The 12,096-nt window shown below is 64.8% G+C and carries 11 protein-coding genes; 7 read left to right on the top strand and 4 right to left on the bottom strand.

Annotation, left to right across the window (positions count from 1 at the left end):
- Window positions 1–35 precede the first annotated feature (35 nt).
- A complete protein-coding gene (gene treS, locus MTX35_RS20335; protein WP_243596701.1) occupies window positions 36–2,216 on the bottom strand; it encodes a maltose alpha-D-glucosyltransferase in 2,181 nt (726 codons plus the stop codon).
- Between the two features lie 297 nt (window positions 2,217–2,513).
- Between treS and MTX35_RS20330 the strand changes: the two genes are divergently transcribed.
- The 6 genes from MTX35_RS20330 to MTX35_RS20305 all read left to right on the top strand — a co-directional run bounded on the left by MTX35_RS20330 (window position 2,514) and on the right by MTX35_RS20305 (window position 8,708).
- Entirely contained in the window at window positions 2,514–3,014 is a 501-nt protein-coding gene (locus tag MTX35_RS20330; RefSeq protein ID WP_243596700.1) for a Pro-kumamolisin, activation domain family protein, read from the top strand.
- A gap of 303 nt (window positions 3,015–3,317) precedes the next feature.
- A complete protein-coding gene (dnaK, locus tag MTX35_RS20325; RefSeq protein ID WP_094663306.1) occupies window positions 3,318–5,162 on the top strand; it encodes a molecular chaperone DnaK in 1,845 nt (614 codons plus the stop codon).
- Window positions 5,159–5,791, top strand: coding sequence for a nucleotide exchange factor GrpE (gene grpE, locus MTX35_RS20320; RefSeq protein ID WP_243596699.1), 633 nt, complete (start codon window positions 5,159–5,161; stop codon window positions 5,789–5,791). Before dnaK ends, grpE begins: the two co-directional genes overlap by 4 nt.
- Window positions 5,792–5,822: 31 nt before the next feature.
- Window positions 5,823–6,998, top strand: coding sequence for a molecular chaperone DnaJ (gene dnaJ, locus MTX35_RS20315; RefSeq protein ID WP_243596698.1), 1,176 nt, complete (start codon window positions 5,823–5,825; stop codon window positions 6,996–6,998).
- Window positions 6,998–7,414: a heat shock protein transcriptional repressor HspR gene (locus MTX35_RS20310; RefSeq protein WP_243596697.1), complete on the top strand. Its 417-nt coding sequence runs from the start codon at window positions 6,998–7,000 to the stop codon at window positions 7,412–7,414. The genes dnaJ and MTX35_RS20310 overlap by 1 nt, the downstream gene beginning before the upstream one ends.
- A gap of 547 nt (window positions 7,415–7,961) precedes the next feature.
- Window positions 7,962–8,708 carry an FAD-binding oxidoreductase gene (locus tag MTX35_RS20305; RefSeq protein WP_243596815.1) on the top strand — a complete coding sequence of 249 codons (747 nt, stop codon included), beginning with the start codon at window positions 7,962–7,964 and terminating at the stop codon, window positions 8,706–8,708.
- 20 nt (window positions 8,709–8,728) lie between these two features.
- Here the strand turns inward: MTX35_RS20305 and MTX35_RS20300 are convergent, their stop codons facing one another.
- Both MTX35_RS20300 and MTX35_RS20295 read right to left on the bottom strand, forming a co-directional pair.
- Window positions 8,729–9,133, bottom strand: a complete 405-nt coding sequence (locus MTX35_RS20300) for a MarR family winged helix-turn-helix transcriptional regulator (RefSeq protein WP_243596696.1) — start codon at window positions 9,131–9,133, stop codon at window positions 8,729–8,731.
- Complete coding sequence (locus MTX35_RS20295; RefSeq protein ID WP_243596695.1) at window positions 9,130–10,545, bottom strand: MFS transporter; 1,416 nt, start codon at window positions 10,543–10,545, stop codon at window positions 9,130–9,132. Before MTX35_RS20295 ends, MTX35_RS20300 begins: the two co-directional genes overlap by 4 nt.
- A gap of 159 nt (window positions 10,546–10,704) precedes the next feature.
- Here MTX35_RS20295 and MTX35_RS20290 point away from each other — a divergent pair, with 159 nt between their 5' ends.
- Window positions 10,705–10,935: a hypothetical protein gene (locus tag MTX35_RS20290; protein ID WP_243596694.1), complete on the top strand. Its 231-nt coding sequence runs from the start codon at window positions 10,705–10,707 to the stop codon at window positions 10,933–10,935.
- Between the two features lies 1 nt (window position 10,936).
- Here the strand turns inward: MTX35_RS20290 and rsgA are convergent, their stop codons facing one another.
- Window positions 10,937–11,953, bottom strand: coding sequence for a ribosome small subunit-dependent GTPase A (gene rsgA, locus MTX35_RS20285; RefSeq protein WP_243596693.1), 1,017 nt, complete (start codon window positions 11,951–11,953; stop codon window positions 10,937–10,939).
- Window positions 11,954–12,096: the final 143 nt, after the last annotated feature.

The raw sequence follows: 12,096 nt of genomic DNA, 5'->3' as shown, positions 1-12,096 counted from the left end.
AGGAGTCTATCGGGCGGTGATGGTCGACTGCGGTGTCAGCGCAGCACCACCGCCACACCCTCGTACGGCTGCAGGGTCATCGGGAAGCTGTTCAGTTCGTCCACGGTGGCGATCTCGTTGTCGTCGAACACGTCGATGGCGCACGTGCCGGGCACCAGGTGCTTGGACTGAATGGTCGCGCTGATCTCCTCGGACGAGAAGTTCAGCACCGTCGCCTGAATGGTTCCCTGGCTGAGTTCGTGCACCATCACCAACAGTCCCTTGTGCGAGACCGTCGGAATGTCGATCTGCTGTGCGGTGGCGATGCCGAACTTGTTGCGCAGCTCGATGATTCGCGCCAACTGGCGAGCGAACGACTGCGGATCCGCCAGTTGCTCGGGGAGCGAGCCGTAGAGGCTGCGCCCGCGGGGGATGCCGGACTCCGAGCGGACGGCCTCGGGGAAGTACCCCATCAGATCGTGTGCGCCGCGGTTGAGCCACCGAGTGTCACCTTCGCGGATGAGATCCTCGACCTCGTCGGCGTCGATGGGCAGGATGCCCAGCAGATCCCAGCCGGACAGCGCGAACACGCCGGGCTGCAACGCGTTGTACATCGCGAGCAGCAAGTGGGCTCGCTTGACCGTCTCGATATCGCGCTCGTCCATTCGATCGAGATCGCGAATACCGAGGGATGCCGTGATGACACTTGCTGTGGTGCAGGCGATTCCGTTGGTCGTGAAGGTTCGGTTGTACGGTGCCCAGCGGCCGGTGAGGCGATCGGTCAGTTCGCCGCGGATGCGGTCGCCCAGGTCGCAACCCTTGACGGCCTCGCCGCCGTAGGTGAACTCGTCCTCGGCGTGCAGGGTGACGAAGTGGATGAGCTCGAACGTCATCTCGTCGTGATTCTGCAGTGCGTGCACCAGAGACGCCGTGTCGACGCCGTGATCGCGCGCCAGAGTCATGGTGAGCCTGAGGAACTCGGTGTTGCCCATGACGAGCGCATGCTGATAGGCGGGGCGATTGATGAAGTCGTACGACAGGTCGGCACCGTTTTCACCCATGGCCTTGATGTCGTCGATCGTCAGGTTCAACTCCTGGAAGGTGAACCCACCCATCTTGCGCACCACGCTGGCGATCAGGTGGTTCGCGGCCTCGGACAAGGGGTGGCCCTCGGACCAGCCCGGTCCTTCGGCTCGACGTTCGACGCCGAGGAATCCGTTGGCGTCCAATCGCAGAGCGCCTGCACCCAGATCGGCGATGGAGTGGCACGCGTCGCCGATCACCAATCGCATGCCGGCGAAAGAGGGATCGAGCCAGTTGATCGACGGCTGACCGGCCTTGAAGTAGTGCAGGTACACCCAGCGACGTTCGACGCCGTCGACGCCGACGACGGGAGGTGTTGCGCTCCAGTTGGTTTCCTTCACGCCGAGCTCGTAGAAGATCACTCGTTGCAACTGGCCGATGATGTAGCCGGCGCGGGCGAGATTGGCCTCGGCCTCGGCGTCGATGTTCTGCGAATCGGCACCGGCGCGCACTCGTGGCAGCAGATGCCAGTCCTGCGGTTCGATCTCGACCATGTGGTAGATGCCGGGGTAGTCGGCGACGGCCATCTCGGCGAGGCGGAAGTCTGCACCCTTGCCGGTGTGGCCGGGCACGATGTCGTCGATGACGATCCCGTCGTAGGCCGACGCCACCACGCACAGGCGTCGGAACTCTTCTTCCGATCCGAACGCGGGGTCGATCTGCATGCCGATGCGGTCGAAGTGCCCGTCGACCGAGGGGGTCGGTCGCCAGCCGTGGATGCCGCCCGCGACCTTCACCGGGCCGGTATGCACTGCGGTGACACCGATTTCGGAGAATGCCTGCCACAGTTTCTCGTCGCCCAGAGTGCTCAGGAAGCTCGTCTGTGGGGCGTTGATCACCGAGATGGGGTACGCGGTGAACCACACCGGAGCTCGCTCCACGGCGGCGCGAGGGTCGGGGTCCGCGTACGGGTTCTGCCACATGCTGCCCTTGCCCGAGAGTTGCTCGGCAATGAGCTTGGCGTCCCGCAGCATCGACTGTTCGGTGAGCCAATCCACGTAGTCGGGATTGGAGGCAACCGGCTCGCTGTCGGGCGTGGGGCTGTTGCTGCGGTTGGCGCGACGCACCGAAGGTCGAAGTGGTTTCGGCCGAGCCGGGTAGAACTTCTCGTCGTAGGTGATCTCGCTCGGTTCGTGCTGCACTTCGGGATCCATGTGCCTCCGTAGCCTCGCTTTTTCTCAACCCTACGTAGGGCGCGGCCGATCCGCAGGGTTGTGGTTCCCCTGATCGTCGAGCGGTGAAACCTCACTCGCCGACCGGTGAAACCTACGCCGAACTACACGGATGTGATTCGCCGGCGCCGTTTTCCTTCGATATGCGAACGTCATCGAATCGAGACCGCCTGGTGTGGAATGTCTGATTCGGATAGGCCATAGTGAGTCAGGTACCAACTGCCCCTCCAGTCACATCAGACTCATGGGTCACATCCCCCTCAGCTACAGGAGTTGTTCATGCGACGTCTTGCCCGCACATCGATCCTGGCCTCGACGGCCGCTCTGGCCGCCGCCATCGGTGCGGTTGCCATCGCACCCATCGCCTCCGCCGAGCCCGAGGCCGAGCCCGCGATGCCACTCGGCTCCGCGGTCCTCGAAAGCCCCGACCTGGTGGTCACCATGGCCACCGTCTGCGACACCGATGTCGAGGACGCGCCCGAGGGCGGCGTCGTGGCATTGCAGGTCAAGGTCGACAACATCGGCGCGGACGACGCGTCGAACGTCAACGTCAACTACGGCGCGCTGCCGGGCGTCCAGGGTCAGAACACCGAGACGACCATCAAGGCAGGCGAGGCAGCGACGTACACCGTGCCCTCCGTCGACCGTGAATGGGTCGCTCGGCCGGCCGGTGCCGCAGCCTTCGCCAGCGCACTCGACGCCGATTTCATGAACAACATCACCGCCGGCCTGCTCAGCTACAGCTGCATCCCGGCACCCGTCGAGGAGCCTGCCGAGTAGTTCCTCTCTCCACGCTTTCTCCCCGCTGCGCCGCGACGATCCCCGCTGATCGTCGCGGCGTACTGCTGCGGAGGGGCTTCGCCCCATGTGAGTAGAAGTTCGTAGCAGGCACCGAATTTCCGTGCACGTGCGGCGCAGCCGCTCCCTCGGGAACAAATCCGCCGCACCCTCCGTTGTGCAGGTCAGCAGCCTTGAGTGGATGAGGCTCAAGTTGGAAGTTGACGCGAAACATCGCGTTGTGCAAACTTGAGCGGAGTTCGCTCACCCAGGGACTGAACCCCAGCAATAACAGGAGGAAACATTATGGCTCGTGCGGTCGGTATCGACCTCGGGACCACCAACTCGGTCGTGTCCGTCCTCGAGGGCGGCGAACCGGTTGTCGTCGCCAACTCCGAGGGATCACGCACCACCCCGTCGATCGTCGCTTTCGCCAAGAACGGTGAAGTGCTGGTCGGCCAGCCCGCGAAGAACCAGGCGGTCACCAACGTCGATCGCACGATTCGTTCCGTGAAGCGCCACGTCGGCACGGACTGGACCGTGGAAATCGACGACAAGAAGTACACCCCTCAGGAGATCTCCGCGCGCACGCTGCAGAAGCTCAAGCGCGACGCCGAGGCCTACCTGGGTGAGGAAATCACCGACGCGGTCATCACCGTTCCCGCCTACTTCGAGGACGCACAGCGTCAGGCCACGAAGGAAGCCGGCCAGATCGCCGGCCTCAACGTCCTGCGCATCGTCAACGAGCCCACCGCGGCAGCTCTCGCATACGGCCTGGACAAGGGCGACAGCGAGCAGACCATTCTCGTGTTCGACCTCGGTGGCGGCACGTTCGACGTCTCGCTGCTGGAAATCGGCGACGGCGTCGTCGAGGTCCGTGCGACGTCCGGCGACAACCACCTCGGTGGCGACGACTGGGACGAGCGCATCGTGACCTGGCTCGTCGACAAGTTCAAGGCTCAGAACGGCATCGATCTGACCAAGGACAAGATGGCGCTGCAGCGTCTGCGTGAGGCCGCCGAGAAGGCGAAGATCGAACTGTCCTCCGGGCAGAGCACGTCGATCAACCTCCCGTACATCACGGTCGACGGCGACAAGAACCCGCTGTTCCTCGACGAGCAGCTCAGCCGCTCCGAGTTCCAGAAGATCACCTCCGACCTGCTCGACCGCACCCGTGCGCCGTTCCAGGCAGTGGTCAAGGACTCCGGCATCGCCGTCAAGGACATCGACCACGTCGTGCTCGTCGGTGGTTCGACGCGTATGCCGGCCGTCTCCGAGCTGGTCAAGGAGCTCTCCGGTGGACGCGAGCCCAACAAGGGCGTCAACCCGGACGAGGTCGTGGCCGTCGGCGCTGCACTGCAGGCCGGTGTGCTCAAGGGTGAGGTCAAGGACGTTCTGCTCCTCGACGTCACGCCGCTGTCCCTCGGCATCGAGACCAAGGGTGGCGTGATGACCAAGCTCATCGAGCGCAACACCACCATCCCGACGAAGCGTTCCGAGACCTTCACCACCGCTGACGACAATCAGCCCTCGGTGCAGATCCAGGTCTTCCAGGGTGAGCGCGAGATCGCCTCGCACAACAAGCTCCTCGGCTCCTTCGAGCTGACCGAGCTGCCCCCGGCTCCTCGCGGCGTCCCGCAGATCGAGGTCACCTTCGACATCGACGCGAACGGCATCGTGCACGTCACGGCCAAGGACAAGGGCACCGGCAAGGAGAACACGATCAAGATCCAGGACGGCTCCGGTCTGTCCAAGGAAGAGATCGACCGCATGGTCGCCGACGCGGAAGCTCACGCAGACGAGGACAAGGCTCGTCGCGAAGAGGCCGAGGTCCGCAACCAGGCCGAGTCCCTCGTTCACCAGACGGAGAAGTTCGTCAAGGACAACGAGGACAAGGTCGACGCCGAGCTCAAGGGACGCGTCGAAACCGCTATCGCCGACGCCAAGACGGCCCTCGCGGGCAGCGACATCTCGGCAGTCAAGGCCGCCGTGGAGAAGCTCTCGACCGAGTCGCAGGCTCTCGGCACCGCCATCTACGAGGCTCAGGCCAAGGAGCAGGGCGGCGCAGAGGGTGGCGCGCAGGCCGCTGACGACGGTGTCGTCGACGCAGAGGTTGTCGACGAGCCCGCCGACGACACGGACAAGAAGTGACGTCGGAGAACACCGAGCAAGAACCGGTCACTTTCGTGGACAAGCGAAAGATCGATCCCGAGACCGGTGAAGTACGGGAAGGTGACGCAGTACCGGAGCCCCTCGTGGGCACCGGCGCTGCGCCCCAGCCCGACTCGGTGGACGAAGGGACCGTCGATGGTGAGGTGGTCGGAGACCCGCGTGACACGCAGGTCGCCGAGCTCACCGCAGATCTGCAGCGCGTGTCGGCCGAGTACGCCAACTACCGACGTCGCACCGACCGTGAGAAGCAGACCGGAGCGGAGAACGCGAAGGCGTCCGTCGTCTCGCAGCTCCTCCCGGTTCTCGACGACCTCGAGCGAGCCCGCCAGCACGGCGATCTCGAAACCGGGCCGCTCAAGGCAGTGGCGGACAAGTTGTCAGGGGTGTTCTCGAACATCGGACTGACCACGTTCGGAGCCGAGGGCGACGCCTTCGACCCGGCTGTCCACGAGGCCGTCTCCCACGAGGGCGACGGCAGCAGTCCGGTCGTCGGAACGCTGATGCGCAAGGGCTACAAGCTCGGCGATCGCGTCCTGCGGACCGCGATGGTGGGCGTCGTGGACAGTGCAACAGAAGAATCGGATGCACCCGCGTCCGACGAGCAGTAAACAGAAATAGCGCGAGAGGAGGAAACGCCCGGTGAGCCAGCGGGAGTGGATCGAGAAGGACTTCTACAAGGAGCTGGGCGTTTCCTCCAGCGCGAGTGCAGAAGAGATCAAGAAGGCGTACCGAAAGTTGGCTCGGGACAACCATCCCGACGCCAATCCCGGCAACACCTCGGCCGAGAACAAGTTCAAGGCGGTCAGCGAGGCGCATGCCGTTCTCGCCGACCCGGCCAAGCGCAAGGAGTACGACGAGGCGCGACGGCTGTTCGCCTCGGGCGGCTTCGGTAGCCGCGGTAGCGGTGGATTCTCGCCCGGCGCAGGCGGATTCGGCGGCGGTGGCCAGACCTTCGACGTCGGAGACATCTTCGGTCAAGGCGGCGGCGACGGCGGAATCGGCGACCTGTTCGGTGGCTTGTTCAACCGCGGTGGCGCGCAGCAGCGCACCCAGAGCAACCGGCCCCGACGCGGCAGCGACGTCGAGACCGAGACCTCGTTGCAGTTTCGTGAAGCGGCACAGGGTGTTACGGTCCCCCTGAAGTTGACGAGCCCGTCCTCGTGTACCACCTGCCACGGCAGTGGCGCGAAGCCCGGCACCAGCCCACGGGTGTGCCCCAAATGCAACGGCCAAGGCGTCGTCAACAGGAACCAAGGCGCATTCGGCTTCAGTGAGCCGTGCGACGACTGCCGCGGGACCGGGTCCATCATCGACGACCCGTGCGTCGACTGCCGTGGCACCGGAGTGCAGAACCGCACCCGCACCATCACCGTGCGCGTCCCGGCAGGCATCAGTGACGGGCAGAAGGTTCGGCTCGCCGGTCAAGGCGAGGCGGGGCTTCGCGGAGCACCGTCCGGCGACCTGTTCGTGACCGTACGGGTCAAGCCCGACAAGGTGTTCGGCCGTACCGGCGATGACCTCACGGTCACCGTCCCGGTGAGTTACGGCGAACTGGTGCTCGGTACCACGCTGTCGGTGCCCACCCTCGAGGGGCGCGTCGGCGTGAAGGTTCCTCCGGGGACCGTCGACGGCCGTGTGCTGCGAGTGCGCGGACGCGGCATCCCGAAGAAATCCGGTACCGGTGATCTCATGGTGACCGTCAAAGTTGCCGTCCCGCAGAAACTGGACGATGCTGCTACCGACGCTCTGAAGAACTATCTGGAAGCCGAGAAGGCCAGCGGATTCGACCCGCGGGCCGGGTGGGCAGGTGTGTGATGTCGGTCCCTCCCGAGGGCGGATCTGCGAAATCCCGTGGCGGACAAGCTGATCCTGACGCGCAGGTCTTCGTGATCTCCGTCGCGGCGCAGTTGGCAGGCATGCACGCCCAGACATTGCGGACCTACGATCGACTCGGATTGGTCACTCCGCTTCGCACCACGGGTGGCGGTCGACGCTACTCGCCGCGTGACGTCGCGCTGCTTCGTGAGGTGCAGCGACTCTCGCAGGACGAGGGCGTCAACCTCGCCGGCATCAAGCGCATCATCGAACTCACCAACCAGGTCGAGGCACTGCAGTCTCGAGTGTCCGAGTTGGCTCAGGAGTTGGCCAACGTGCACGCCAGCTATCGCCGCGACCTGGTGCCGATCCAACGCAATGCCCTGGTGGTCTGGAAGCCGAAGCACCAGCGCTAGGTTCGCCTCCCTCAGATTTCTCGCAAACGCGCGCGCGTTTGTCAGGTGCGCGCGGATTCGTTCGCAATTCGGGTGAAAGCTCGCAAACGCGCTCGCGTTTGCGGCGGCGAGGCGGGCGACGGTGGCGAGGCGGGCGGCGAATCTGGTCGGGCTTGGCCGCGGGAGCTGAGCACGGGTGTCTCGGGTGCACCCTTTCGCAAACGCGCGCGCATTTGTCAGGTGCGCGCGGATTCGCCAGTGATTCGGTCACTATTCCGCGCGCGTTCAGCAAACGCGCGCGCGTTTGCGGCGGCGAGGCGGGCGACGGTGGCGAACCTCGGGCAGGGTGGGCCCATCGGAGTCGAGCGGGTCCGCGGGAGCTGGCGGCGGGTCTCTGCCGCGCACATCCCCGCAAACGCGCGCGCATTTGTCAGGTGCGCGCATTCTCGTTCGCTATTCGGGTGAAATTCAGCAAACGCGCGCGCGTTTGCGGCCTCGACCGGGCACAGCGGTGGCCACCACCGCTGAGTTTGCGAGACACCCGGTGCCGACCCCTATCCTGGTCGGCATGCAGGCGTGGAGTTCGACGGTCGTTCAATATCATCGCCTTCGGAACGATCTCGCCGTCATCAGACTCGAAGGCGACGCGGTGCCGTTCACCGCAGGCCAGTCGGTGTCGGTCACGGTTCCCCAGAATGCTGCTCTGACACGGCGATACTCACCCGCGCTGCCGCCTTCGCGAGACGGCAAACTGGAGTTCCATGTCCGAGCCGTTCCGGCCGGATGGGTGAGCGGATCGATCGTCAACGAGACGCGGCCCGGTCATGTGTGGCGGATCAGCGATCCGCAGGGCGGACTGCATGTCGACGACTCGGGGCGCGACGTTGTCATGATCGCAGGCGGCACCGGCCTCGCTCCGTTGCGCGCGATTCTGCTGGACCTCACGCGATGGGAGCGGCCACCGAACGTGACGCTGTTCGTCGGCGGCAAGTCGCCTCGCGACCTGTATGCCGGGGACATGCTGTGGTTGATGGCGTCCGAACTGCCGTGGTTGACCGTCGTACCAGTCGTGGACCAATTGCACGAGCCATGGGCGTCGGATCGATGGAACGACCGCATTCATGCCGAGATCGGTTCCAGCGCATCGTTCTTCGAGCCCGAGCATTGCTGGGAAGGCAGTGTGGCAGACGTCGTCGCCACGCAGGGGCCGTTCACGGATCGCCAGATTCTGGTCTGTGGCTCACCGGGAATGGAAGCGGCGACCGTGCGCGCGCTCGTCGAGATCGGCACACCGCTCGACGCCATCCGCCGCTGACGCACCCCCAACCGGAGAAATCAGGGCAGCTGCAGAATCCGTCGCAGATGCGCTAGATCCGCCGCAGATACCGTCGTGAATTCCGGCGGCGGGGCGTCGGCGATCGTTCTGGCCTTCTCGGCAAGGCGGCGGCCGGTGTCGGTGAGTCCGATGATGCGGCGTCGGCGATCGGTGGGATCTTCGGTGCGCACCACCAATTCGCGCTTCTCGAGCTCGCGAACGTTGAGGGAAACGTACGGCGCATCGGACGCAAGAATTTCGGCCAGCTCGGTGACCGTCCGATCACCCGCCAGCAATTTGGTGAGCAATTTGGCGCGCAGAAAGCTCATGCCGGTGGCGTCGGCGACGGCCCGTCGGGTGTCGTGTTTCTCGAGCATCAGCGCGCGCATCTCGCGCCAGACGAGGGCCGCCTCCGAGGCGGTCATACGAGCACCGGCTGGTCGATTCGATCGGCGGTCGCCCGAGCCCACCGTCCGGTGGTGACCACGGCAAGAACGGTGACCACCACGCCTGCGCCCGCGATGACGAACCACGCAGGAACTGCGGCGGCGGTGAAGCCGTCGGAGATCTCACCGACGATGCCGGCGGTGACGATGGCACCGACGACGGCCACGCCCAGCGACTGGCCCACCTGCCTGCTCGTCGACGCGATGGCGGATGCCACTCCGGCCTGGCTGCGCGGCATCCCGGACACGGCGGTGTTGGTGATCGGGGCGTTGACCATGCCGAAGGATATTCCGAAGATCACGTACGCGACGGCAAGCCACGCGAACGACGTCGTCGGTGTCAGTCGGGTGAGCATCAACGCGGAGGTCACGAAGCCGACTCCCGCGACGAGCAGTGGTACGCGCGCGCCCATGGTGCCGACGATGCGGCCCGAGATCGGCGCGAAGATCAGCGTCATCAAGGCCATCGGCAGAGTGTAGAGACCGGCATGTAGCGGCGAGTAACCACGCACGTCCTGCAGGTAGAGGGTGTTGAGGAACAGGAATCCGCCGAGGGACGCGAATGCGCACACCGCGATCACCGTCGCTCCGCTGAACGGCGCGCTCCGGAAGAACTTCAGTTGGATCAGTGGTTCCTCGATCCGCGACTCGACCACCAGTAGCCCGACGAGAGAGCCGACGGCGACGGCACCGGTGAGCACGATCAGCGGTGATCCCCAGCCCTTCGCAGGCCCCTCGATGATGGTGAACACCAGAGACGCGAGGAACGCGAAGATGAGCAACTGGCCGGCCGGATCGAACTTCCGCGCGTGCTCGGCCTTGGATTCCGGGACGAATTTGAGGGTCATCGCCAGCGCGAAGATACCGACGGGAACGTTGATCCAGAAGATCGACTGCCAGCCGGCACCGGTGACGAGCACGCCGCCGAGGGCAGGGCCCGCCGACATCGAGATGCCGACGACGGCACCCCACATGCCGATGGCTCCGGCGCGTTCTTTCGGATCGGTGAAGGTGTTGGTGATGATCGACATCGCGACGGGATTCATCATCGAGCCACCGACCGCCTGAAGCATGCGGAAGGCGACGAGCCAGCCGAGCGACGGCGCGACGCTGCACAGCAGGGAGCCGAGGACGAACGTTCCGGTGCCGATCAGGAAGAAGCGCTTGCGGCCGTACTTGTCGGCCATCGAGCCGCCGAGCATCAGCAGTGACGCCACGACCAGTGTGTATGCATCGATGATCCACTGCAGGCCAGAGACCGATGCATTCAGATCTGCGCGCATCGACGGCAGTGCGACGTTGACGATCGTGTTGTCGGTGCTGACGAGAAACAGGCTCAGGCAGCAGATGCCGAGCACGAGATACCGGTGTCGTCGAGTCAGCTCGGCCACGTTCACCTCCGCATTAATGCTTGTATTTATATAACTATTACATGAGTACTACTAAATCGTTCGACGAGCAAGTGAGCTGCAGGCAGGGCGCGCCCGATAGTGTGTGTGTCACAGACTTGCTCGACCCCGAAATGCTCGCTCGGTGAATGGAGAACAACAGTGGCTTCCGAGATCGCCCCAGGCGACCTGGTTCAGGCGTCCGGGCATGCCGGCCCGTGGAAGGTACTCGAGATTCGTCAGGGTCTGGCGTTGCTCGAGCACCACGACGGGCACCGCTTGTCGGTACGCACCACCACGGTCCAGGTGGTGCGGAAGGCGTCGAGCAGTGAGAGTGCGGCCCGGCAGACCGAGGCGGATGTCGACAGCCCTTCACTGTTCGACGAGAGTTGACCTACCGCGTTCTGCCTTCGGCGGCGTATTTCTGACGTAGCGACTTCGAGATCTGCTTGTACTCCCGCAACTTCTCTCTTCGCGCTCTCGCGTCGTGCCTCGAAGTTGCCCAAGCATTCTCCCGCAACAGTTTTCGGTAGTTGCCCAAGCGTCTCTCGGTGAGCTCGCCCGCATCGACGGCGGCGAGCACTGCGCACCCCGGTTCGCGTTCGTGCGCGCAGTCACCGAATCGACACGTCGCGGCCAGTTCGTCGATGTCGGAAAAGGCGCTCGCCACAGCATCTTCCGATCCCTGGACGCCCACGGAACGCAAACCCGGGGTGTCCAACAGCACCAGGCCCGAGGAAGGGATCGGCACCAATTCGCGGTGCACCGTCGTGTGCTGGCCTTTGCCGTCGGCCGACCGGGTGGCACCGGTGGCGAGAACCGAACCGCCCAACAGGGCGTTGCCGAGTGTCGACTTTCCGGATCCCGACGGCCCGATCAGGGCGACCGTGCCGCGCAGATGTGCTGCCAGTGAGTCGATTCCGCCGTCCGACACCGCACTGGTGCTGCACACGGTGACGCCCGGCGCGGCGGCCAGCAGTAGCTCTTCGGCGACGCTACCGCTGTCTGTCTTGGTGATCGCGACGATGGGAACAGCGCCGCTGCCCCACGCGAGGGTGATGTAGCGCTCGACGCGACCGAGGTCGAGTGTGGTGTCCGACGCGACCGTGACAACAACGGTGTCGACGTTGGCTCCGAGAACCTGTGTGTCGGAGGTGGATCCGGCCGAAGCGCGTTCGATGCACGTCCGGCGGGGGAGGATGGCGATCAGCCGGAACGAGTGCTCGTCCAGTGTCGCCCAGTCTCCGGTGCATATTCCGGTACCAGTGCAGCGGACGATGCCGCTATCGGTGACCGCGTCGAACTCACCGCGGTCGACTCGAACGACGCGGGCGAGAATTGTTTTCCGAGAGAGCTTCTCGTACTCGGTCAGCCAGTGCTGATCGAGACCGTAACGGTCGAGTGGAGACATGCGAGATCCTTGGGGGAGGAGGAACGAGGGCTCGGGGGTGCAATCGTCCAGGTGGCCACGATGCCCACCTCCTCACGTGAAAACGCATGAAAAGAAACCGTCGACGGCAAAGTTACAGCCGTCGACGGTGGGAAGGAAAGCGA

Source organism: Rhodococcus sp. ARC_M12 (assembly GCF_022810385.1).
Taxonomy (GTDB): domain Bacteria; phylum Actinomycetota; class Actinomycetes; order Mycobacteriales; family Mycobacteriaceae; genus Rhodococcoides; species Rhodococcoides navarretei.
This window is presented reverse-complemented; position numbering and strand designations above follow the sequence as displayed.

What these genes read in the sequence shown, in the direction of transcription:
- dnaK (WP_094663306.1), top strand. Translation starts at nt 3,318, where the DNA reads ATGGCTCGTGCGGTCGGTATCGACCTCGGGACCACCAACTCGGTCGTG.
- MTX35_RS20305 (WP_243596815.1), top strand. Translation starts at nt 7,962, where the DNA reads ATGCAGGCGTGGAGTTCGACGGTCGTTCAATATCATCGCCTTCGGAAC.
- MTX35_RS20310 (WP_243596697.1), top strand. Translation starts at nt 6,998, where the DNA reads ATGTCGGTCCCTCCCGAGGGCGGATCTGCGAAATCCCGTGGCGGACAA.
- MTX35_RS20330 (WP_243596700.1), top strand. Translation starts at nt 2,514, where the DNA reads ATGCGACGTCTTGCCCGCACATCGATCCTGGCCTCGACGGCCGCTCTG.
- MTX35_RS20300 (WP_243596696.1), bottom strand. Translation starts at nt 9,133, where the DNA reads ATGACCGCCTCGGAGGCGGCCCTCGTCTGGCGCGAGATGCGCGCGCTG.
- rsgA (WP_243596693.1), bottom strand. Translation starts at nt 11,953, where the DNA reads ATGTCTCCACTCGACCGTTACGGTCTCGATCAGCACTGGCTGACCGAG.
- treS (WP_243596701.1), bottom strand. Translation starts at nt 2,216, where the DNA reads ATGGATCCCGAAGTGCAGCACGAACCGAGCGAGATCACCTACGACGAG.